22 protein-coding genes are annotated in these 22,056 nt (G+C 43.0%); 6 read left to right on the forward strand and 16 right to left on the reverse strand.

The annotated features are described in order from the left end of the window. Positions 1-5: 5 nt before the first annotated feature. From VL20_RS07320 to VL20_RS07330, 4 genes are all read left to right on the forward strand, one after another. Complete coding sequence (locus VL20_RS07320; RefSeq protein ID WP_002742211.1) at positions 6-2,168, forward strand: heavy metal translocating P-type ATPase; 2,163 nt, start codon at positions 6-8, stop codon at positions 2,166-2,168. Continuing rightward, positions 2,165-2,329, forward strand: coding sequence for a hypothetical protein (locus VL20_RS31635; RefSeq protein WP_002742213.1), 165 nt, complete (start codon positions 2,165-2,167; stop codon positions 2,327-2,329). Before VL20_RS07320 ends, VL20_RS31635 begins: the two co-directional genes overlap by 4 nt. Positions 2,330-2,566: 237 nt before the next feature. Next, the gene (locus VL20_RS07325) at positions 2,567-2,875 is read left to right on the forward strand and encodes a DUF5132 domain-containing protein (protein ID WP_002742215.1); all 309 of its coding nucleotides are present in this window, start codon (positions 2,567-2,569) and stop codon (positions 2,873-2,875) included. Positions 2,876-2,991: 116 nt separating this feature from the next. After that, entirely contained in the window at positions 2,992-3,975 is a 984-nt protein-coding gene (locus tag VL20_RS07330; protein WP_052276083.1) for a methyltransferase domain-containing protein, read from the forward strand. On the opposite strand, the gene VL20_RS32355 is transcribed toward VL20_RS07330, so the two are convergent. Genes VL20_RS32355 through VL20_RS07340 form a run of 3 tightly spaced genes read right to left on the reverse strand, consistent with a single transcriptional unit; the run spans position 3,945 to position 5,004 of the window. Further along, positions 3,945-4,133, reverse strand: a complete 189-nt coding sequence (locus VL20_RS32355; RefSeq protein WP_249264813.1) for a hypothetical protein — start codon at positions 4,131-4,133, stop codon at positions 3,945-3,947. The genes VL20_RS07330 and VL20_RS32355 overlap by 31 nt on opposite strands. A 29-nt stretch (positions 4,134-4,162) precedes the next feature. After that, complete coding sequence (locus VL20_RS07335; RefSeq protein ID WP_052276084.1) at positions 4,163-4,432, reverse strand: hypothetical protein; 270 nt, start codon at positions 4,430-4,432, stop codon at positions 4,163-4,165. 11 nt (positions 4,433-4,443) lie between these two features. Further along, a complete protein-coding gene (locus tag VL20_RS07340) occupies positions 4,444-5,004 on the reverse strand; it encodes a Crp/Fnr family transcriptional regulator (protein ID WP_002742223.1) in 561 nt (186 codons plus the stop codon). A gap of 370 nt (positions 5,005-5,374) precedes the next feature. On the opposite strand from VL20_RS07340, the gene VL20_RS32360 reads away from it, so the two are divergent. Continuing rightward, positions 5,375-5,542, forward strand: a complete 168-nt coding sequence (locus VL20_RS32360; protein ID WP_369800471.1) for an Asr1405/Asl0597 family protein — start codon at positions 5,375-5,377, stop codon at positions 5,540-5,542. A 387-nt stretch (positions 5,543-5,929) separates the two neighbouring features. Here VL20_RS32360 and VL20_RS07345 read toward each other — a convergent pair whose 3' ends face one another. The 11 genes from VL20_RS07345 to VL20_RS07395 all read right to left on the reverse strand — a co-directional run bounded on the left by VL20_RS07345 (position 5,930) and on the right by VL20_RS07395 (position 17,871). After that, complete coding sequence (locus VL20_RS07345) at positions 5,930-6,808, reverse strand: alpha/beta fold hydrolase (protein WP_052276085.1); 879 nt, start codon at positions 6,806-6,808, stop codon at positions 5,930-5,932. 131 nt (positions 6,809-6,939) lie between these two features. Further along, positions 6,940-7,638, reverse strand: a complete 699-nt coding sequence (locus tag VL20_RS07350; protein ID WP_052276086.1) for a metallophosphoesterase family protein — start codon at positions 7,636-7,638, stop codon at positions 6,940-6,942. Positions 7,639-7,659: 21 nt separating this feature from the next. Beyond that, positions 7,660-8,469: a metallophosphoesterase family protein gene (locus tag VL20_RS07355; protein ID WP_052276087.1), complete on the reverse strand. Its 810-nt coding sequence runs from the start codon at positions 8,467-8,469 to the stop codon at positions 7,660-7,662. Continuing rightward, complete coding sequence (locus VL20_RS07360) at positions 8,469-9,248, reverse strand: hypothetical protein (RefSeq protein ID WP_052276088.1); 780 nt, start codon at positions 9,246-9,248, stop codon at positions 8,469-8,471. The genes VL20_RS07355 and VL20_RS07360 overlap by 1 nt, the downstream gene beginning before the upstream one ends. Positions 9,249-9,745: 497 nt before the next feature. Continuing rightward, entirely contained in the window at positions 9,746-10,777 is a 1,032-nt protein-coding gene (locus VL20_RS07365; RefSeq protein ID WP_052276089.1) for a CobW family GTP-binding protein, read from the reverse strand. 114 nt (positions 10,778-10,891) lie between these two features. Continuing rightward, a complete protein-coding gene (gene thrS, locus VL20_RS07370) occupies positions 10,892-12,748 on the reverse strand; it encodes a threonine--tRNA ligase (protein WP_052276090.1) in 1,857 nt (618 codons plus the stop codon). Positions 12,749-12,972: 224 nt separating this feature from the next. After that, the gene (locus VL20_RS07375) at positions 12,973-13,329 is read right to left on the reverse strand and encodes a hypothetical protein (RefSeq protein WP_002736022.1); all 357 of its coding nucleotides are present in this window, start codon (positions 13,327-13,329) and stop codon (positions 12,973-12,975) included. 19 nt (positions 13,330-13,348) lie between these two features. Continuing rightward, the gene (locus VL20_RS07380) at positions 13,349-14,092 is read right to left on the reverse strand and encodes an alpha/beta hydrolase (protein WP_052276091.1); all 744 of its coding nucleotides are present in this window, start codon (positions 14,090-14,092) and stop codon (positions 13,349-13,351) included. A 146-nt stretch (positions 14,093-14,238) separates the two neighbouring features. Next, the gene (gene fldA / locus VL20_RS07385) at positions 14,239-14,751 is read right to left on the reverse strand and encodes a flavodoxin FldA (protein WP_002760221.1); all 513 of its coding nucleotides are present in this window, start codon (positions 14,749-14,751) and stop codon (positions 14,239-14,241) included. 266 nt (positions 14,752-15,017) lie between these two features. Beyond that, a complete protein-coding gene (locus tag VL20_RS07390; protein ID WP_002742255.1) occupies positions 15,018-16,046 on the reverse strand; it encodes a chlorophyll a/b binding light-harvesting protein in 1,029 nt (342 codons plus the stop codon). 838 nt (positions 16,047-16,884) lie between these two features. Beyond that, entirely contained in the window at positions 16,885-17,871 is a 987-nt protein-coding gene (locus VL20_RS07395) for an RNA polymerase sigma factor, RpoD/SigA family (protein ID WP_052276092.1), read from the reverse strand. Between the two features lie 688 nt (positions 17,872-18,559). Here VL20_RS07395 and VL20_RS07400 point away from each other — a divergent pair. Then, positions 18,560-19,984 carry a Ni/Fe hydrogenase subunit alpha gene (locus VL20_RS07400; protein ID WP_052276093.1) on the forward strand — a complete coding sequence of 475 codons (1,425 nt, stop codon included), beginning with the start codon at positions 18,560-18,562 and terminating at the stop codon, positions 19,982-19,984. A gap of 84 nt (positions 19,985-20,068) precedes the next feature. On the opposite strand, the gene VL20_RS07405 is transcribed toward VL20_RS07400, so the two are convergent. Beyond that, the gene (locus VL20_RS07405; RefSeq protein ID WP_052276094.1) at positions 20,069-20,641 is read right to left on the reverse strand and encodes a Uma2 family endonuclease; all 573 of its coding nucleotides are present in this window, start codon (positions 20,639-20,641) and stop codon (positions 20,069-20,071) included. Between the two features lie 185 nt (positions 20,642-20,826). Beyond that, positions 20,827-21,978 (reverse strand): DNA-methyltransferase, encoded by a 1,152-nt coding sequence (locus VL20_RS07410; RefSeq protein ID WP_052276095.1) that lies wholly within the window; start codon positions 21,976-21,978, stop codon positions 20,827-20,829. Positions 21,979-22,056 lie beyond the last annotated feature (78 nt).

Below are 22,056 nucleotides of genomic sequence, written 5' to 3' on the forward strand. Positions count from 1 at the left end.
CTCCGATGAACTTAAGCAAACTTTCCCTCAATTCCGTAAGCGTTGTTCACTCTCTCCCTGGTCGGCTGCGCTTGCGAATTTCCCGCCTAGCATCTGATAGGCATTTTGTCAAGACCTTAGAACAAAAATTAACTTCCCATCCCGCCATTACCCATTTCCGCATCAACGCCGCCGCCGCCTCTCTGGTGATCGAGTATGCTCCCGCCCTCACCCCTGAAATAAACAGGGATTTTGGCTCGCTTTGGCAAAAAATGCTCAATCAGCCCAACGAGTCTTCGATCGAGCCAGACAAGCCCCAAAAACTAGGTAAAGAAGAATGGTCTAACCTTGCCCTTCCTACCGCCGCCACCCTCCTTGCGATCGCCTGTCAACGTTTTCCCCAACCCGGTTTGAGCATCTTGGCCAGAAGCGTCCTTTTAGCCGCAGCTTTTCCCGTGGCAGCCCGGGCGCTGAAAAGTATCTTCGGAGAGCGTAAACTAAATATCGATTGTTTAGACCTCTTAGCCCTGATTTTTAGCGGTTTTCAAGGGAAATTATTGACACCTTCCCTGATTATCACCCTCCATGAATTGGGGGACATTATTCGCGATCGTACCGCTAGGGCAACGGAAAAACGAACGGCTAATTTATTAGATACAATCGGTCATTACGCTTGGGTGGAAAAAGACGGCGAAATCAAGCAAATTACCAGTGATGCTGTCCAAATTGGCGAGACAGTGGTGGTTTATCCCGGGGAAAGCATCCCCGTTGATGGCACAGTCTGGCAAGGGGAAGCGGTAATCGACCAACAGCAACTAACCGGGGAATCCTTGCCTATTGTCGCCCGAAAAGGAACTCTCGTTTATGCCTCCACCTTAGTTCGTTCCGGTCAGATCCGCCTCACCTGTGAACGAGTCGGTCAACAAACTCGCGCCGCTGCCAGTATCGAACTTCTGCAAAAAGCTCCTGTCCATGATACCCGCATGGCCAATTATGCCGCTAATCTGGCTGATCGCCTGATTTTGCCTTCTTTAGGGTTAGCATCACTAATTTTTCTCACCACCCGAGATGCTGCCCGGGCCGCCGCTATTCTCACCCTCGATTTTGTCACGGGGATTCGGGTATCTTTACCTACAGCTTTTTTAGGTGCGTTGAATCATACCACCCGTCACGGGGTTTTGGTACGCAGTGGCAGAACTTTGGAGTTATTGGCAGATATCGATACGATTGTTTTTGATAAGACGGGAACTTTGACCACGGGGGAAGTGATGGTGGTGGGAGTGGAAACTATCCCTGGCCGCTTATCCCCAGAACGAATTCTCCAATTAGCGGCCTCGGCCGAACAAAGGATCACCCATCCCGTCGCTATGGCGATCGCTGACTATGCCCAGCGCCAGGGTGTGGAAATCTTACCGAGGGGAGATTGGGATTACCAGTTAGGACTAGGAATGCGGGCAGAAATTGATGGTAATCAGGTATTGGTGGGCAGTGACAAGTTTTTACGCCAGCAAGGGGTCAATTTAGACGAATTTGGCGGTGATTTAGCCAACCCCGCCAGTGCTTGGGTGTCTCGCAATTATCTGGCCTGTAATGGGCAATTTCAGGGGGTAATCCACTATACTGACCCTTTGCGTGCCGATAGTCGTTGGTTAATCGATCGCCTACAGCAAGATTATGGCATGACTGTGCATCTGTTGACGGGGGATAATCAACAAAGGGCGAAAGAAGTGGCGCAAGCGTTAAATATTCCCTTTGGCCAGGTTCATGCTGAGGCTTTTCCCGAACAAAAGGCTAAAATAGTTCGAGAATTGCATCGCTCTGGCCATACAGTCGCTTTTGTTGGCGATGGTCTCAATGATTCCGTGGCTTTGGCCTATGCAGATGTGTCGATTTCTTTCGAGAAGGGTTCGGAAGTGGCAAGAGAAACCGCCGACGTGGTACTGATGAATAATGATCTGAGCAGTTTACTAGAGGCGATCGCTATTGCCCAAGAAACTAAAGCTTTAATTGAACAAAATATTTTTCTAGTGGTCGCCCCGAATTTAGTCGCCCTCGTTTTGGCCACTAGCATCGGTCTTAATCCACTTTTAGCCACCGCAATTCATAACGGGACAGCAATTATTGCCGGTTTAAATAGTTTGCGTCCTCTGGTTTTTCATCAACTACAAGGTCAAAGGGAGACTCCATGAGTAAATATGATAAATTAGCTAATAAAATTGCCAAAAAAGTTACTAAAAAATTGAGCAAAAAGTTAATTAAAGCCATCTATAACCGACTGGATTTAGAAAATATTCTCTCCTCCCGTTCTTTTCCATTAGAAGAATTCGAGCGAGGTGATAATAGACATTAAACCATCATAAAAATCAAAGATTGTTATGATGGTTTAAGAGTCGGTATCTGGGGAAGTCTTGACCCATCCACTAATAACTGATAGGTGAATATCTAGGCTATATTCTCTTGAAAAAAAACTTAATAATATTCCCTCAAAAACTATTCTATAATGGTACTCGTAGGTAGATAATGCTTCTAAGTTAAAAACTTTTGCTATCTACAGACTGAAGGCAACAAAATCAATGGTTTAAAGCTCATGGAAAAAACACAGATGTTAGAACAAACGAGAAAACTAGCACAAATTACTCCAGGGAAAGCGATCGTTTTCGGAATCGGTGCGCTGCTGTTGGCCCCCACCGTGATTTCTTTACTGAAACCGGTCGCCAAAGCAACGATTAAAACTGGCGTTGTTCTCTACGAAAAAACTAAGAGTTCCTTGGCCGAAACAGCAGAAGTGCTGGGGGATATCGTCGCCGAGGCCAAAGCAGAAGTCATAGCCGAACGCGATCATCAAGTGGTTCTACCCAGTGGGGTTAATTCGGAACCCTCATTACGCGATAGTTAATTTCTGGTGAGTAACCAAAGTCACTCAACCCTGTTAGCCCTCAGCCGGCAGAACCTCAAAGTTATATAATCTTTAAGAGATATTAAGCTTTGTGTCAGTTTGCCCAGTAGGATTGAATGAATATACTTTTGGTGACATCATCTTTAGGGTTACTCCTAGCGATCGCTATCGTCGTCTATTTTGTTTCCTCTCGCAAGTACCAATCGTCGGACTCGGTGGCCAATTCCTACGACCAATGGACCGAGGACGGGATTTTAGAATATTATTGGGGGGAACACATCCATTTAGGTCACTACGGTTCCCCACCAGAAAAAAAAGACTTTCTAGCGGCAAAAGCCGACTTTGTGGCGGAAATGGTCTCTTGGGGAGGTTTGGACAAATTACCCGCCGGTGCAACTCTCCTTGATGTCGGTTGTGGTATTGGTGGCAGCAGTCGCATTCTGGCCCGGGACTACGGATTTGCCGTTACTGGTGTCACCATTAGTCCCAAACAAGTGGCACGGGCCAAAGAACTAACACCCCCAGATTTAAATGCTCGCTTTTTGGTCGATGATGCCATGGCCCTTTCTTTTCCCGACGAGAGTTTTGATGTGGTCTGGTCAATCGAAGCCGGTCCCCATATGCCGGACAAAGCCGTTTTTGCTGGGGAATTACTGCGAGTTCTCAAACCAGGGGGAGTCCTGGTGGTAGCGGACTGGAATCAGCGAGATGACCGTCAAAAACCGCTTAATTTCTGGGAACGTCCCGTCATGCGCCAACTTTTGGATCAGTGGTCTCACCCCGCTTTTGCCAGTATCGAAGGTTTTGCCGAACAGTTGGCGGCCACGGGATTGGTAGATGGGGAAGTGGTGACTGCTGACTGGACAACAGCCACTCTACCCTCTTGGATTGATACCATTTGGCAGGGGGTGATTCGTCCCCAAGGCTGGTGGCAATTTGGTCTAACTGGGTTGCTTAAATCCGTCCGAGAAGTGCCGACAATTCTGCTGATGCGTTTGGCCTTTGGCACGGGTTTATGTCGTTTTGGGATGTTCCGCGCTGTTCGCGCTCAATCCCATCTGCAAGCAAGTCAGCAAGAGTCTCTTACCTCAGTTATGTAGGGTTTGCTGAATAAATCTAAAAATCTTGTTGGGTAAGACTTTTGGACTTTTTTTTCCTCAAAAAGTCCCAACCATTGGAGTGATCGGGGGGAAAATTCCTGGACTTTTTCCCTGAAAATTAGGTAATTGACCCTCTCAAAATCGATAAAACCCCACACCCCACAGGAAAAACTTTTTGCCACAAACCCTAACTAGAGGCAATCCAATTAATTATTGATCGGGTTGTGGGAATAGTAGGAGTTTTGATCAGTGACGATCGAGCTTGGAGAGATAGGCCACTTTTGATAATTTGTTTGAGAATTGGTCGGCCTAATTTGACCGCAGCTGGCAGCACAACCGCACCGATAACAATTGTTCCCAAACCAAAGAGAGCCGTTCGATCTCCTGATTCGTGATCTTCGATAATTTCTTTGAGATGAAAAGTCAGAATCGATTTATCCCAGTGAATAATCGCCATAGGTTTATCTCCTAATAAGGATGAAATTGGGTGTCAGCAGAAGGTAAAACAATAATATGTCCTCCCGCACGAGAAATCAGACCTTGTTGCTCGAATTCATTGATGAGTCGGGTAATGCTCACTCTGGTCATCCCGACCATTTCGGCTAATTCCCGATGAGTGAAACGGATATCGATACGCTGGCCCGTTTCTGCGGGACGACCGAACTTTTGCGATAATTGAATTAGAGTTTTCAGAAAACGCAGCCTAGGCCGATCGCGACGCAGGGAACAGAGCCAATGCTCAGTTTGTTGAACGTGACGACAGAGAGCCGAGGAAAGACTGCTACCCCGTTCAAGAGGAAGACAAGTAGCTTCAACGCTAGTGCAGCACTGCATCTCGTAGGGTTGAATCTGCGATAGGGGACGGCCGACCACATCATTTTCTCCCCAATAGCCGAGGATGACGATTTCTCCTTCCTCATCCCACGTCATCACCTTAACCACACCGCGATTGATTAACCAAAGAGCATCCAGACGCGAGGGTAGGGGGTCACGGGGTTGAAATAGACGAGTGACGAGAGGTTCCCGCATAAGTACCACCGCTAGTAGAATTACCTTCTCCTCTAATTATTGCATAATTTTCTCAATAAAATCAACAGGGATCTTCCAGAAAAATTTCCTCCAACTGATGGGACTTACCAAAGATGAGCTTCCTTATACCCCTCATTCAAAGCTGTCAACAGCCAAAGACCAAGATTTCACCTCGAAATATCCCCTCGATCGAGACTGAGAATGATCGCGATTAGCTTTCAACCAATTGATAATTATTTGCAACTGTGTGATAATGAAGTTATGAGATTTCCCCCGCAACCATGAATAGTCCCCCGAAAAACTCCTTTACTCCCCACCTCTCTCCTCTGGGGAAAGACGGGAAGTCTATTATCGTCTTCTTTCCCTTGGTATTTGCTGTCAATGTCCAATGTACTCCCCCCTGACGGTGCAGATCGAGTCACCCTACGATTTAGTTCAGCTTTTGGGTGTGTTGCGTTCTCTCCATTGCTCTAGAGGGGAATTAATTCAATTATTGAAAGATTGCTGGCGCTTAGAAGTTAGCGGTGTCGATCATTAATTAGGGTTTGCTGAATAAATCTAAAAACCTTGTTGGGTAAGACTTTTAGACTTTTTGTCAATCAAAAAGTACCAAATATGGGAGTGATTGGGGGGAAAATCCCTGGACTTTTTCCCTGAAAATTAGGTAATTGACCCCGGCTCGACTGAGCTCGCCGAACGTCCTCAAAATCAGTAAAACCCTACACCCCACACCCTGCCTCCACCAACAAACTTTTTCAGCAAACCCTAATTATAATTGCTATTGTTTGACTTTTTATTGCTAATCAAAGTGTCGGTGTTTTTGACCCATTTTTTGACTCATGATAGTTTAACTACTGCTTTCGTCGGTCAATGAAAACTAGGAGTTAAATTCGGTTTGGGTAGAAAATCTCCTCTAATCCCGAACTTAGCCTAAAAAAGGCAATATTGCCTCACTTACAGGGATGGGATATTCTTCATGAATTCCTAGAGTTCCTCGTAGTTTTAGCGTTTGTACTTGGGGTAAAGTCCCTAAAGCTTCCATTTCTGCTTTCGATTTTGGGGGTGCATTTTCGGCGATAATTACTAACACTGGCAGCTTTAAATCAGCAAAATAATCGATAAATTGCTGACGATTAGTCACTGGATCCAGTTTACCCGTCACAAACGCAGCTGGGGCAAATCTAGCGTGAGGATGTTGAGTAATTTTATGTTTCTGGGCAATTAATTCGGGTGTTAATTTTTCCCCATCTACATAAACATGACGACTAGACATAAAACGCAGGAAAGCAGGAGTGGTGTTGAGAAAATATAACCCTTCTCCTAACAAAGGAAAACGCACCATTTCCCGCAAGAAATTACGCATTTCTGGGGACAATCCCATGGCACACAATGGACCCAACCAAGTGGGAGCAACTAAGACTAATTTATCTAGTAAATTGGGGTAATTTTTGGCTAAATTGAGGGCATATCCCGCCGCGTGACCTGCCGCAATAATGGTGACTGGTTGCTTAAAAGTGGACTGAACAAAATCAATTAATAATTGTTTAAAAATAGCGGGTTCGTAGTTGAGAATTGGTCGTTCAGAATCACCAAAACCCAACCAATCCAAGCTATATATTTGAAACTTTGTCGCTAATATTTTCCCTATCCCTGCCATTTCTCTGCGACTGGAAACGGTACTAAAAGCAGGTAATAATAAAACGGGTGTACCTTGTCCTTGAATATCGTAAACAATCTCAAAAGTTTGATTTTGCCACTGCCAAGAAAATTTCTGGAGATTAGCTGCGTCTGAAGTGACCACCATAACTATTACCTCATAGTTAACTAGATTGATTCTATCTTTAATCTAACTAAGAATAATTGCTTTTACTCGGCATTATATCATAATCAAGAGCAACCAAATTAATCTTTAATATTTAATTAATCTCTGAAAGATTAATAAGATACGGTTCTAAACTCCACGCAATTATTACTAGGATTATAGAGAGTGTAAACTGCTTTATTTAATTCTTTACCAACGCTACCAACCCCAATTAAACGCTTATCTTGAATCGTCAAAGTTTCCCTTGTTTGCCGTTTATCTAAAGTAGTAACAGTGCTAGTTAAATTAGCGGACTGTAAAGAATAATCAAAAACTTTTCCTGCGCGACCACAAAATAGATTATTAACTCCCATCCGTTGCAGTCGATCTAAAATTTGCCATGGGGGAGTATCGGGGGTTAATTCTTCACTAACACTGACAGTGCTGCCATGAATTAATAAACAATCCAACTCGACAAAACCAAAATCGAGATTTCGTAACCATTGCACCGTTTCTAAAGAAACTGCGTCCCAGAGTTGTTTAGTGCTATCAATTCCATATTTAGCGATTAATTCTGTCGGTTCTCCTGTTGCTCCCAAACTGTGTAAAATTAAACATTGTTCTTCCCACCATCCCCGACAAACCTGCGGATATAAGTTATTTTTAGTGGGATAACGTATTTGTTCCACCAGCATTTCACTATCGGGATTAACACCGATAAAATCTCCTAAAATATATAAATTTTCTACAGTAACTGACCGTTGCTGAAGATCTTCCAAGACCGCTTGATAGGCTGGTAAATTACCTTGAATACCGCTTAAAATCGCCCACATAATTTCTTGATTTATCACAAATTAACGTTCGCAAACATGAGTCGGATCATCGGCTTTTTCCGCATATTCTAGACCCTTAGCCAATCGCCAAGCGAAAATAGGAGGTAAACCCGATGCTAAAATAGCCTGACAGGTTTCTTGATAGTTATAGGCCACTTCTCGCAGTTGTACCGCTGCCGTTTCTCGATCGTAAATCACATAGGTGGCATTTGGACGACCGTGACGCGGTTCTCCCACCGATCCCACGTTGATGATACGTTTAACCGGTGTGGTAAATTGCCGCGACTGTTCCCCATCGGGTTGATACACTTTTATTTGCAAGCTTCCCTCGTCGAGAGTGCGAATGTAGGGGATGTGGGTATGTCCACAGAATAAAACCTCTGTATCTACCGATAAAACCCGTTCTAAAGCTGTAAAAGCGTCCATTTCGGCTAAAAGGTACTCATGGTTACTTTGGGGACTACCATGAACAAAACAGAGGTGATCTAGCTTAAAAATTTCGGGCAGTTTTGACAAATAATTACGGTTTTCTGGGGTGATCATTTGGTTTGTCCACTCATGAGCTAATCTACCGCGTTTTTCTGCTAAAAGCGACGGATAACTGCATTCACAGGCATTTAATCCCTCAACGATATCCTCATCCCAACACCCTTGTACTGTAGTAATCCCCAGTTGACGGATTTTTTCCACCACTTGGTTAGGATGGGGTCCATACCCGACTAAATCCCCTAAACAGTAGATTTCTTGACAACCCTGTTGGTCTAAATCTTGCAAAACAGCATTTAAAGCGGGCATATTGCCATGAATACAGGATAAAACGGCTATTTTCATCAGATTAACTCCATTTCTGGCTCTAAAGATTCTTGAAATTGTTGTTGATAATAGAAAAGTGCCTCATCGGACAGACAACAATCACTCAGGGTATCGGCAATTATCGGTTTATCGAGATTGCGACCGACGATTTCAATCCCACTGAAGCGATTCGGTCTCCCATCGAGATTTAAGGGGAAATTTAAGCTTTGAAAGTCTTTTTCTGGCCATTCATCCATAAATTCCCCATAAATACACTGACCATCGATGATATCGAAGATACTTTTAACCCGCAGCACTTCCCCATAGGCCCCTTGGGTTAATTCTGTCCAAAAGGTAGTTAAACTGGAAAAATCGAGGATTTCTCCCGTTAAAACGGCTCTATAAATCTGTATTTCTCGTTTTTTTAACCATTGATCACCTTTTATTGTCGTTTTGACGGGACTGATGACAATTTCATCGACGGGAACTTGTCCTTCGGGGATTTCTTCGTCTGGAGACGTAATCGCTACCCGATGACAATTGAGGGGTTTTAGAAAGCTTTCGAGGGATTGGGTGTCTAAATGCCATGGTACTTCCATATAGATCGTGTTTTCCATCGATAAACTGCTCAAAAGGTCTTCTTCTTCCCTAGAAATAGAGGACAACTGGGGAAAGTCACTCTGTAAAGTGAGATGATCAATGGGAAAAGTTTCCGTCTGGGGACTAAAATATAGACTTGGCTGCTTGCTCTGAGCGATTTGTTCGCGAATCCAATGGGTTTTTCCCGCAGCTATACCCCCCGTCACCACGATAATCATTCTGCTCCTTCTCTACTGTGGTAATGATAATCATTCTAGCATAAGTTAGATTGGGGCAAGTAATCTTCCTTAACCAATCCTCTCGACTTAGTAAGGTTATTTGGGGAAAAATTGGCGGTTTCTTGGGATATTAATCATGGTTATGGCTCTTTTCTCTAGGATACCATTGGCTTTGTCCATCGGGTAAATCAACTAAGATAATTCCCCTCATTTTTAATTGTGATCGCCGCTTCCGTGAAGTGCAAGGGTTTGCGATGTTCTCTAAGTTCATTAATGAACTTAGAGAACAAAGAGATGTAAAACCATTGGATCGAGGGTTCGTTAAATTTTAAAGTTTTTATCCATAAATTATTCATAAGTAGCTGGTTATAATTAAATTAAAAATGGATTTTAGGTTCGATCCCCCCTGCCCCCCTTGATAAGGGGGGTGCCGATCCCCCCTCAATCCCCCCTTTAATCTCCCCTTAATAAGGGGGGTGTCTGAAAACTTTTAACACCTACCTACTTAGTTTGTGCTTTTTAATTTTTTGAGAACTAGCCAAGCATTCGTTTAGTTGTGTCACAATTTCCTCTTTATTCAAATTTCTGCCGATAAAAACTAATTGATTGTTGGGTACAGTGTCCCATTCTACTGCTTGCAGATCGTAACGAAGACCGCTCAATTGAAAAATATGTTTTAAATCGCTTTGTTGAAACCAGAGAATACCTTTAGCTCGAAAAACATTGATCGGCATTTTTTCCGTGAGAAAAGGCTCAAATTTATCTAGATTAAATGGTTTATCGCTAACAAAGGAGACAAAATTAAAGTCTTCAGGAGATTGATTATCACTGGAGATTGGGCGATTTTTTTGAAAGTCTCTCAACTGGTTTTTATACAATTCTTCTTTAGTTAAACCTAGATCTAACAATAAACCCAAAGGAACCTGACCATAACTACTTTTTAGGAGTCTTATACCCTCTTTTTCTCGACGAATAAACTTTTCTAAATCATCTAATTTCTTGGAACTGACTCGATCTATTTTATTGAGAATTACCACGTCACCATAACGAATTTGACTAAGGGCAATATTACTATCAAAATGATCGGCAGTAAAGGTTTCAGAATCCACGAGGGTAATAATAGAATCTAAGCGAGTCAGATATTTTAATTCTGTGGCCAAGAAGGTCAGAATAATTGGCAAAGGATCGGCTAATCCTGTGGTTTCAATGATTAGATAGTCCACGGGAATTTCCTTTTCTAAGACCTGATAGACTGTCTCAATTAAACTATCATTAATCGTACAACAAATACAGCCATTACTCAATTCTACCATATCTTCATCGATGGAAACAAGCAATTGAGAATCAATATTAATATCTCCAAACTCATTGACTAATACGGCAACTTTTAACCCTTCTTTATTGTCAAGAATATGATTTAGTAAGGTGGTTTTTCCACTCCCTAAAAAACCAGTAATAATCGTGACAGGCATTCCCGATTTTGGTAAGCAAGGGAGGGAATCGGAGAGAGGAATTATCAAAGAACTCATGGCAGCTAACCCACTTGTAAGTTAATTAATTGGCAGAAAATAGGCTTTTCTCAACCCTGTTAAATTCGCTTGGAGGGGATCGATATCCACTAATTGCTGGTTTATACAAAAGTTTCAGAGATTAGTTTTAGATAGGATCGCTGTTTGCATTTTTTCTAATAAATCTGCCAGCGTCATCGAACCTAGATCACCCCCTTGTCGAGTGCGAACACTTAGAGTTTTACTGCTAACTTCTCGTTTTCCAATCACAGCTAAGACAGGGATTTTTTCTAGTTCTCCTGTACGAATTTGTTTACCTAAACGCTCACCACTTTTATCGATTTCCACTCGATAACCAGCTTGTTTTAACTGCATTGCTACCTCTAAAGCATAATGATGCTGTTCATCACTAACGGGTAATAAACGGACTTGAATAGGTGCTAACCAGAGAGGAAAATCTCCCGCATAATTCTCGATTAAAATACCAAAAAATCTTTCCAAAGAGCCAAAAATAGCTCGATGAATCATAATCGGTTTTTCCCGAGTACCATCCCTAGCGACATATTGCATATCAAAGCGTTCTGGCAAGTTAAAATCGACCTGAATCGTGGAACATTGCCACATTCTACCGATCGCATCTTGAATTTTTATATCAATTTTCGGACCATAAAAAGCCCCACCTCCCTGATCCTCAATATAATCCCACTTTTTAGCATTTAAGGCCTCAATTAGAGCCGCCGTTGCCAATTCCCAAACACTATCACTACCCACGGATTTACTGGGGCGAGTCGATAAATTTACCTGATAATTAGTAAAGCCAAAATCGGAAAGAATTTTCTCGGTTAAATTTAAAACTCCTAGAATCTCTGCGGCAATTTGTTCTGGTAAACAGAAAATATGAGCATCATCTTGAGTAAAACCTCTTACCCGCATTAATCCGTGTAAAACCCCCGATCGCTCGTAACGATAAACTGTGCCTAATTCTGCCCATCTGAGGGGAAATTCTCGATAGGAATGCAGGTCATTTTGATAGGTTAAAACATGAAAAGGACAATTCATCGGCTTAATTTGATAGCTTTGCTGTTCTAACTCGATCGCCTCAAACATATTGTCGCGATAAAAGTCCCAATGTCCAGAAGTTTTCCACAGATCTAAATTAGCTAGATGGGGAGTATAAAGAAATTGATAACCCGCTTCTAAATGAGCTTGGCGCCAATAATCTTCGATTAAATAACGCATTGTTGCACCCCGGGGATGCCAAAAAACTAAGCCGCCACCGGCATCTTCTTGGATGCTAAATAATTTTAATTGTTGTCCCAATTTGCGATGATCTCGTCGCTGCGCTTCTTCTTTTTGTTGGAGATAATTTTGTAATTCTGCGGGGGTTTGCCAAGCTGTGCCGTAAATTCGCTGTAATTGCGGCTGTTTTTCATCTCCTTGCCAATAAGCACCCGCTACACTCTCCAAGACGAAAGCATCTGGGTTAATTTCCCCCGTCGAGTTGAGATGGGGTCCCGCACACAGATCCCACCAAAATTCTTCTGGGGGAGAAACAGCGCCATCAATTAACGAGGGTTCTCGATCGCTCCGTCCTGCGTCCGGACTACCGATAAAATAACGGGTAATGGTTTCATCTGGGGGAATTCTCTCTAAAATTAACTTTTTGTAGGGTTGATTAAGGCGCTCGATTTCTGCGGTAATTTCGCTTCTTTCCAGCACTTCTCGGATAATTGGCAGGTTTTTCCCGATAATTCGCCCCATTTCTGCCGCTATTTTCTCCAAATCTTCGGGGGTAAAGGGTGTTTGGCGATCGAAATCGTAGTAAAATCCCGTTTCTGTCCAAGGACCAATAGCAACTTTGGTTTCAGGAAAGAGAGTTTGTACGGCCATTGCTAAGACATGGGCGCAAGTATGACGTATTTTTACGATTTTTTGCGAATCTTCCTCGATAACGGGGCTTTCTGTTAGAGGATACCTAATTTGATTGACCATTGCCAGTTAAAACGATAATCATTATCATCTTAGCAGAGCAGGGCTGATGTCTGAGAGAAAAATGCGCTCAAATCCTCTAGCGGCAAGCTCAACGCTGATAAGTACCTAGGCAAAATTATTTACACATGACGATCATTGCCCCGTAAGGGTTTTAGCTCGATCGGGCAGGTAATTAATTTTGCATGACTACTTAGCTTACCGCTCAAACTGGAAGTCTCCCTACTTTAAAAAGCAGGTATTATCGACGATATTCTCAACTTAACAGCCAGAATCCAGGTTATGATGACGAGAAAAGAAACTGAGAAAACAGGTTTCTTCAAGAAACCCATTTTCTGATTTTCCTGAATTTCTCGCTCAAAATCCCGACAATCGATCGCCTCTTCCGAAAAAGCGCGCATTGGATGCACCGCACATTTCAAGCGATAATCTCCAGTACAAAAAACACAGCGACTACAGGGAATTCGATGCAGCTTTTGCAACTGCCGGCGCCCTTGGGCAACAGCAAGAAAAAGAGCAGTAAAAAAGAACAGCAGCGTTATCCAGATCGCGATCGGACAAAAGAGCGGTATTAGCCTTAACATAAATCTCGATTTTTGTCAATTAAGGAATAATTACAGTTGGCTCAGAAAGAAATTCCTGTGGAACTAGAGATCGCCAAAAACTAAAAATCTCTTGACTGACGCTGTAGGGGTGGGAATAGTGGAAAAAATAACGCCCTTTGTGACAACTCCAAATGCGATCGCCTGACTTTAACCAGGGCTGCCATCCCTGCAATAAATGCTGATCGATAATCGTATCGATATCTCCCCCACAGATTAACAGGGGTACGGGAACTGTCCCCGGGGCGAAATGGGCATTCTGATAGAGATTATGGGGAGAAAGGGACAATAATAAATCCTCTTCCAAGAGATAGCGATATTCTTGGGTTAAAGCGCAGGATTGATGACCAAAAAGATTGTGAACCGATTGATTGAGCAGAGTTTGACGAGAACAAGGCAGTAATTTTGATAGCACATAATAATGAGCTTGCCAATCGATCGCCGGATAGACTCCCACAGAGAGCAAAGTTAAGGATTTTACCCTTTCCGGATAACGACGCGCATACAGTAATCCTACTAATCCCCCCGTGCCGTGGCCGACTAAATGCAGCGGTCGATCGCATTGTTTCAGGTAATCTTGTATTAATACCAAGGCAATATCAAGAGAAGCTGGCTCATCAAGAGATTGACAGTATTGCCAATCAGCGATCGCAATTTCCCTGGCTAAAAAATCCAACACTGGGCGATCAAAACGGCGAAAACTGGGGTTAACATTAATCCAAACTGCATCAGGTAATCGAGACATAATAATCAAGGATATAGGGGATTTTTCAGTGATTAGTAAACAGTAATCAGTAATCGATGAAAAGAAAGCTGCGAACTAGCCACTTAATACTATTCACTGGTAACTGATAACTGATAACTGATAACTGATAACTGATTGATAGCTAACTAAACGCCAAATTCGCCCTTAAGTCCCGCGACCCAGGTTTTGATCCGTTGTTCAGTTAAATCGGATTGGTTGTCTTCATCGAGGGCTAAACCGACAAATTTGCCATTTTTTAGGGCTTTCGACTCGTTAAAATCGTAACCTTCTGTCGGCCAGTAACCGACGGTTTTACCCCCCAGGGAGGCGATTTTTTCTTCCAGTATCCCCAGAGCATCTTGAAAGTTATCCGCATAACCGATTTGATCCCCCATCCCGAAATAAGCGACCTTTTTGGAGACGAAATCAATGTCATCCAATTCATCGTAAAAACCCTCCCAATCGCTTTGTAATTCGCCGATATTCCATGTGGGACAACCGATAATCAGGGCATCGTAGGGGGCAAAATCCTCGGTAGAAGCGGAGGAGATATCGTGTAATTCTACAATTGCCTCACCTCCAAATTCTTTCTGAATCATTTCCGCTACCGTTTCGGTTTTGCCGGTTTGCGTGCCAAAAAATAAGCCAATTTTTGCCATAAAATTTGTCCTTGTTGCGAAATAAGTGAGTTTAACTCTTAATTCTCCTTGATAGGGAATAAAGCCCCTGATTACAGTTTTCGGCCTCTGAAACTGGCATTTCCTGCCGGCAAGAACTACAGTACCAATAAGAGCGAGAGCGTCCAATGTGATGCAGCAATTTGGTGTTACAACAGGTACAGTAAGGCATAAGGGACAGTTAGAAAGATTGATCAGCGGGGAAAATTAGGAAAATCGATAATTTATCCTAATCTTCCTTGAAAAAACTAGGCTTCTATCGCATTTAAGGCTTTTTCTACTCGTTTAAAGTCAAAACCCATCGCGCGTAAAGCGTGCCAGAGATGACCTTGTAAAAAGAAGAAAGCGAGAAAAAAGTGGGCATTAGCTAACCAACAACGCGCCGTATGCACTCCAAAGGGCAATTTCACCGTGTCGGCAAAGTAGGGAGCAATTCCTAACTTCACTTCTAAAATTGGCCCGTAAAATTCGACTGGATAAGCGAGAGTATTTACCCCACAGAAATAGGCGGCCACGAAACCAGCGAGGGCAATTCCGCCCAAAGAATAGGATAAAATGGCTTCTCCGGAGAAAATCAGCACATTTCTCGCCCATTTGAGCGGGGGAACAATAATATGCCAGATACCGCCCCCAATTAACATTAAACCGACGTAGATATGACCACCGACTAAATCTTCGAGATTGTCCACAGTAGCGAAGTGGGTTTGATAGCCATAGATAACCCAAGGATCGAGGGTTGGTTCACTAACGACTCGGACAGCGCCGATAGTTGCGTCGTATAATCCCCCCCAGTACATAGCTTTGGCCACTAATAATAATGCAGCTATACCTAAAAAGAGCAGGTGATGACCGAGAATAACTCCTAATTGTCGGGGTTCACTCCAATCAAAATGGAATTTTTTCCCCGGACCGGAGGAATCTTTCAGGGTTTCTGGGACTCTTAACAGGTGAAATAAGGCTCCTGCTCCCAAAACTGCCGAAGAAATCAGATGAATTGAGCCAATCACGAAAAAGGGATAGATATCGATGATTTGCCCCTTTTCTCCGACTCCAAAGCCTAAAGTGGCCAGGTGCGGCAGTAAAATTAAGCCCTGTTCTGCCATGGCTATATCGGGGCGATACTGGGAAATTTCAAATAAGGTGAAGGCTCCTGCCCAAAAAGCGATTAAAGCAGCTTGGGCAACGTGGGCAACGATAAATAAGCCTGATTTATCGGCAAAACGGGCATTTCCTGCCCACCAGTCGTACTTGATCTGAGGATTGTCGTAGGTCTGCATGGCATCTTTTAACGAAAATAGAACCAAGCTTATTGATAATAATATGCAATAAGCTTTAAGTCTTAGTTTAGAATAATTCTCAATACAGTCAAGTTAAGAATTGTTACAGTTGCTCGATATCCTTTGATACATCAGTATTTTTAGCCGGTTTAGCCTTTGAAAATCAAGGCTTTTCAGCATGAATCTTGGATCGCAGCTAGAGTAGTCACCTCAAATAATTGAGAATAATTATTAATTAATTTTTAACGAAGACTAGAGGATAATTAGCTTGTCATCACTTAAACAAGCCTGTAATTAGGCATTAAAGAGCATAAATAAGCTTATTTATGCTCTTTATTTAATTTTTAACCTGAAATCTCTTTTTTATTCGATAAAATACCCGCCGGTGCTACTCGCCTCGCTGTCGGTTGTGGTAAGCTGTACTGAATTTAAACTGCGTAAGAGTCTCTGCGCGCCCATTTATAGGGATTGCCGCCTCTGGAGGTTCCTTTCTCTCCCCTCCCCAGTTCTGAAAAGATACTTAGAGCTTGCTGAATAAATCTAAAAACCTTGTTGGGTAAAACTTTTAGACTTTTTGTCAATCAAAAATTACCAGATCTGGGAGTGATCGGGGGGGGAAATTTAGGCACTTTTTCCCTGAAAATTAGGTAATTGACCCCCTCAAAATCGGTAAAAACCTACACCCCACACCCTGTCCCCACGAAAAACTTTTTCAGCCAACCCTAAGTACACTGGCAAAATTTACCCTTTTTTTGTTCAGGTTGGTTAAAAATTTAGCAATAATAAACCCAAAAAAAAGAGAGCTTGCGCTCTCCTTCTTGGTTATTTGCTAATTTTACTAACTGGCGACAATATATTCCTTGACGTTAGCCCGGCGACGGCGTAAATGAGCCAGAGCCTGGTGTTCTAATTGTCGCACTCGTTCCCGACTGATGTTCATTCTCTGACCGATTTTGGCTAGGGATAACTCTTTGCCATCGGTTAAACCGAAACGGAGAGTAATCACTTCCCGTTGTTGGGGGGTTAATTCGGCCAGGAGATTGGCTAAGTCTTGCCGTAATAACTCTTGGGTGATGAAGGTATCGGGAGAAACTCCGCTATCTTCTAATAGTTCCGACAATTCCGTATCTTGGTTATCGCCGACGCGCACATCAAGGGAGATGGGTTGACGAGCCATACTGAGATATTCGCGGATTTGAGCGGGTTCTAGCTCTAATTCTAGGGCAATCTCGGCGGGAGTGGCACTTCTGCCCAGTTTTTGGGCGAGTTCGCGCTGGGTTCTTTTGATTTTATTCAGTTTTTCGGTGATATGGATGGGTAAACGAATGGTGCGGGCCTGTTGAGCGATCGCACGGGTAATCGCTTGTCGAATCCACCAGTAGGCATAGGTAGAAAATTTATAACCTTTGGTGGGATCAAATTTCTCTACACCTCTTTCTAATCCCAGACTACCCTCTTGAATTAGATCTAGGAATTCCATGTTCCGCTTTTGATATTTCTTAGCGATCGCAACCACCAAGCGGAGGTTAGCTTCAATCATTTTCCGTTTAGCTCGATCGCCGGTTTTCAAGGCGCGATCCAGTTCATTTTCGCTTAAATTCACCGAATCCGCCCACTCCAAGTGCTGTGGTTCCCGTCCTAATTGTTTCGATAGTCCTTCTTTCGCTTCTAACAGGCTCATCATCCGTTGGACTTGTTTGCCGTAAATAATTTCTTGTTCGTGAGTTAGGAGGGGAACCCGCCCAATTTCGTGCAGATAGGTACGCACCATATCGGCATTGAGGGTGGGCTGTGGTTGAGTTTGGTTGGTTTTTGCTGTGGGCATTGGTTTGGTGGTGACTCCTTGACACAGAAAAAGTCTGTTACTATTCCGACTCGCGGGTGAGTCTGGCTTATCTGAAGTCGGTATGAGTTCGATTCGGAATTCCTTTGATTGTATCCTGTGCTTTTAGACGCAGACAATCCCCTAAAGGTTCAAAGCTAATTCATTCTTTGGTATGATGTTAAGTTTATCCTTTTTCTCCCAACATCCAGAACAAAAGTATTACAGCCTAGAACTATCAACTACAATCGCTTGTTTTTGGGTCGCTTTTTCCTGAATCCTCGGCAGTGCCGCTGATACTGTTAGGTAAGATTACAAAACAAAAAGGTGATTTTCCCGATTAGCCGTCAACAATCTAGCTGAATTCCGACCCTTTCGCCCTCAGCCTTGAGAGGAAGACTAACAGCCGAGAACCGACTTCTATATATATAATGACCGATCAACACCAGCAAAGAGAGACACAATCATTGCGGATTCCCGAACTATTTTCTGTAGTATTTGCTACAAAATTTTAATTTTTTTTCCGATTGAGAATCGGAAAAAATTGTCAAAAAAATTAGGATTGCTAGGAGGGTAATAACTATCATAGAAACAGCAGGGCGGAGATCGGGATAAATTATCTTTGAAACCAAGCTCGATCGCAATCTCCACAATGCCGTTCTGTGAAACTCCTGAACAATGAGGACTTACTATGACTAAAACCGTCGTTATCGATCCCGTCACCCGGATCGAAGGCCATGCCAAGATCTCGATTTTCCTTGACGATGGGGGGGAAGTGGATGACGTGCGTTTTCATGTGGTCGAGTATCGTGGTTTTGAGAAATTCTGCGAGGGACGGCCGATGTGGGAGATGGCGGGAATTACTGCCCGGATTTGCGGCATTTGCCCCGTTAGTCACCTGCTTTGTGCCGCCAAAACCGGCGATAAAATTCTAGCGGTGCAAATCCCCCCTGCGGGGGAAAAACTGCGGCGCTTGATGAATTTGGGACAATTAACCCAATCCCATGCTTTAAGCTTTTTCCATCTTAGCAGTCCCGATTTTCTGCTTGGTTGGGAAAGTGACCCGGCTAAACGGAATGTTTTCGGTTTAATTGCCGCCGATCCCGACCTAGCGCGAGCAGGCATCCGTTTACGTCAATTTGGACAGAAAGTTATTGAACTTTTGGGAGCAAAAAAAATTCACCCCGCTTGGTCTGTCCCGGGAGGTGTGCGTTCTCCCCTGAGCGAAGAAGGGCGACAATGGATTAAAGAACGACTGCCGGAGTCTAAAGCGACTCTTTACACGGCTTTAAACCTGTTTAAAAGACTTCTGGACGATTTAACCATAGAAATCGCCGCTTTTGGTAATTTCCCTTCCCTGTTTATGGGATTGGTCGGTAAACGGGACGAGTGGGAACACTACGGTGGTCATATTCGTTTTACCGATAGTCAAGGCAATATCGTGGCCGATAACCTGAGCGAAGACAATTATCGCGATTATATCGGCGAATCAGTAGAAAAATGGTCTTATTTGAAGTTTCCCTACTATAAACCCCTCGGTTATCCCAACGGTATCTATCGGGTTGGTCCGTTGGCGCGCTTAAATGTTTGTTCCCATTTTGGCACGGAGGGGGCGGATATCGAGTTACGGGAATATCGCCATCGGGTCGGTGGTGTAGCCACCTCTTCTTTTTACTATCATTATGCCCGATTAGTGGAGATTTTAGGCTGTTTAGAGCGTATCGAACTTTTAATCGACGATCCCGATATAGTTTCTCCACGCTGTCGCGCCGAAGCAGGAATTAATAATCTGCAAGGGGTGGGAGTTAGTGAAGCGCCCCGGGGTACTTTATTCCATGATTATAAAGTGGATGAGAATGGTTTGATTGAAACGGTGAATTTAATTATTGCCACGGGTAATAATAATTTAGCCATGAATCAAACGGTGAAACAAATCGCCCAACATTATATCCATGGTGGCGAAATTCCTGAAGCGATGTTAAACCGGGTGGAAGCGGGTATTCGTTGCTATGATCCCTGTTTAAGTTGTTCCACTCACGCTATGGGACAAATGCCGCTACAGCTAGAGTTAGTTAATGCAGCCGGTGAGGTGATCAATACTCGACAAAGGGGTTAATTATCTAAGTTGTTGGGGGGTTAGGAAATAGGGTAAATTTCTCCTAATACCTGACCCCATTTGACTATTTTTACGGTCAAGATTCTAGCTAAGAATTTCTAGGTTTTGATAAAGAATTTCTATCGGACAAGAAAAGTTAATACAGTTAATAGTGATTAAATCTCCCCCTTGATAAATATGGGGAATCCAGAGGTTATTAGATTGACGTTGATATTGTTCGATTAGGACTTGTTTTTGTTCGATCAATAGATATTCCTCTAATTCGGGGATAGTTTGATAATCGGCAAATTTATCGCCTCTATCAAAGGCTGCCGTAGAGTCGGATAAAACTTCGATAATCACTTGCGGATGCAGGATAAAATCTTCCTGGGAAACTCGATCGAGTTGGTCACAAGTAATGGCAAAATCGGGATAATAGAAGATATTTAAGCTAGGGAGACGCACTTTCATATCGGTAGCATAGGCAAGACAACCACTACCCCGTAAATGATTAATTAATTGGGCCGAAAGATTACCTGTGATGATAACATGGGCTTTACTGGCCCCCGCCATCGCCAAGATTTGCCCTTGTATATATTCATGTTTAATGGGACTAATTTTCTCTATTTCTAGATAGTCTTTTGGAGTAAAATAAGCGTGACTTTTACCGGCTGTCATGGTGTTTACCTCGCTCATTGTTAGTTTTCTAACGGACAATTAAGTAGCTGGTTATAATTAAATTAAAAATGGATTTTAGGTTCGATCCCCCCTGCCCCCCTTGATAAGGGGGGTGCCGATCCCCCCTTAGTCCCCCCTTAATCCCCCCTTAATAAGGGGGGCATCTGATAATTTTTAACGCCTACCTACTTAAGCCAAATAACTGAGTCTAAATCAGTCTTATTGCCTTCAGTAATTAGCTTTCGTATCAGTTCAATATAATTAAAATTACTCTCGAATAAAACAAAACGTCTATCTAAAGAAGCGGCCGCTAGTCCCACGGTTCCTGAACCAGCAAAGGGATCTAAAACCACATCGCCTTTAAAAGAGTAATAGGTAATCACTTTTTCTGCCAATTCTACGGGAAAAGCGGCGGGATGTTTTGAGTTAGTGAATGGGTTAATTTTCCAGACATTAGTGCGTTCATAACCATCGGCAATTTTTGAGGCTTTTACTACTTCTTGATCGGGATGATTACGAATATGCCAATCGATGAGTAAATCCGTGTGTTTACGATAGACTAAAACGTATTCAGTCACCGGCACAGTTTTGTATTGGAGAGGATTTCTATCAGCGGCAAATCTGCGTCCTCTACCAGTTGCCCACCCTGCTCCCTCTGGTTTTAGCCAAATAATATCATCAATAAAATCGTAACCTTCCTCAATAAAAATTCGATGCAAATCAAAGGGGACAGCAATACGTTTAGAAGCTTGATTACGGGAAGCACGACGCAACAGCACGGGAGAAATATTAATGACAAAAAAACGTCCTTCACTCAAAACTCGATGGCATTTTCTGATCACCTGTCGCAGCTTCAATAGATAGGTTTCGTATTCTTCAAATTCCGAATATTCCGGGCGAGCATTAAAATAGGGTGGTGAGGTAAAGATTAAATCAACACTTTCTGCTGGCATTTCCTCCAAAAGTTCACTACAATCACCAAATCCGATGGTATTTCTCAGAGAGGAAAGCTTGTATTCTTTTTTGGTTTTCTTGCGGGTTTCTAATTTAGATTCATCCTGTTTTAACAAACGAGCGATAATAATTTCAGTCCGGGTTGTCCTATCGGCTAAAATTTCGGTGGTGTAGGCATCGATCACCACTTCCCCAACGGTTTTTTTCTGTTCATTACATAAAGGAATTCGCCAAATGTGATATCTGTCATCCACTTCTGGTAAACCTAATTTAATCGCATTAACTAAATTTATTTCCCGCAACCAATTAAGGACAATTTCTTTAGCTTCTGCCACCGTGCGAAGCAGATAACCGCGCTTTTCCGATACCAGTTCTTTTTCCATGGCCTTACTCTAGTTCTCTCTAGAATTCTAGCTGATCATTATCCAAAAAACTAGGAGAGTCTCAAGATAGAAATTAGC

It is taken from the genome of Microcystis panniformis FACHB-1757 (genome assembly GCF_001264245.1).
In the GTDB taxonomy this organism is placed as follows: domain Bacteria; phylum Cyanobacteriota; class Cyanobacteriia; order Cyanobacteriales; family Microcystaceae; genus Microcystis; species Microcystis panniformis.

Bases quoted from the DNA above. Each gene is read 5' to 3' on its own strand.
- VL20_RS07320 (WP_002742211.1), top strand. From the start codon at position 6: ATGAACTTAAGCAAACTTTCCCTCAATTCCGTAAGCGTTGTTCACTCT.
- VL20_RS31635 (WP_002742213.1), top strand. From the start codon at position 2,165: ATGAGTAAATATGATAAATTAGCTAATAAAATTGCCAAAAAAGTTACT.
- VL20_RS07325 (WP_002742215.1), top strand. From the start codon at position 2,567: ATGGAAAAAACACAGATGTTAGAACAAACGAGAAAACTAGCACAAATT.
- VL20_RS07330 (WP_052276083.1), top strand. From the start codon at position 2,992: ATGAATATACTTTTGGTGACATCATCTTTAGGGTTACTCCTAGCGATC.
- VL20_RS07335 (WP_052276084.1), bottom strand. From the start codon at position 4,432: ATGGCGATTATTCACTGGGATAAATCGATTCTGACTTTTCATCTCAAA.
- VL20_RS07340 (WP_002742223.1), bottom strand. From the start codon at position 5,004: ATGCGGGAACCTCTCGTCACTCGTCTATTTCAACCCCGTGACCCCCTA.
- VL20_RS07345 (WP_052276085.1), bottom strand. From the start codon at position 6,808: ATGGTGGTCACTTCAGACGCAGCTAATCTCCAGAAATTTTCTTGGCAG.
- VL20_RS07350 (WP_052276086.1), bottom strand. From the start codon at position 7,638: ATGTGGGCGATTTTAAGCGGTATTCAAGGTAATTTACCAGCCTATCAA.
- VL20_RS07355 (WP_052276087.1), bottom strand. From the start codon at position 8,469: ATGAAAATAGCCGTTTTATCCTGTATTCATGGCAATATGCCCGCTTTA.
- VL20_RS07360 (WP_052276088.1), bottom strand. From the start codon at position 9,248: ATGATTATCGTGGTGACGGGGGGTATAGCTGCGGGAAAAACCCATTGG.
- VL20_RS07365 (WP_052276089.1), bottom strand. From the start codon at position 10,777: ATGAGTTCTTTGATAATTCCTCTCTCCGATTCCCTCCCTTGCTTACCA.
- thrS (WP_052276090.1), bottom strand. From the start codon at position 12,748: ATGGTCAATCAAATTAGGTATCCTCTAACAGAAAGCCCCGTTATCGAG.
- VL20_RS07375 (WP_002736022.1), bottom strand. From the start codon at position 13,329: ATGTTAAGGCTAATACCGCTCTTTTGTCCGATCGCGATCTGGATAACG.
- VL20_RS07380 (WP_052276091.1), bottom strand. From the start codon at position 14,092: ATGTCTCGATTACCTGATGCAGTTTGGATTAATGTTAACCCCAGTTTT.
- fldA (WP_002760221.1), bottom strand. From the start codon at position 14,751: ATGGCAAAAATTGGCTTATTTTTTGGCACGCAAACCGGCAAAACCGAA.
- VL20_RS07390 (WP_002742255.1), bottom strand. From the start codon at position 16,046: ATGCAGACCTACGACAATCCTCAGATCAAGTACGACTGGTGGGCAGGA.
- VL20_RS07395 (WP_052276092.1), bottom strand. From the start codon at position 17,871: ATGCCCACAGCAAAAACCAACCAAACTCAACCACAGCCCACCCTCAAT.
- VL20_RS07400 (WP_052276093.1), top strand. From the start codon at position 18,560: ATGACTAAAACCGTCGTTATCGATCCCGTCACCCGGATCGAAGGCCAT.
- VL20_RS07405 (WP_052276094.1), bottom strand. From the start codon at position 20,641: ATGACAGCCGGTAAAAGTCACGCTTATTTTACTCCAAAAGACTATCTA.
- VL20_RS07410 (WP_052276095.1), bottom strand. From the start codon at position 21,978: ATGGAAAAAGAACTGGTATCGGAAAAGCGCGGTTATCTGCTTCGCACG.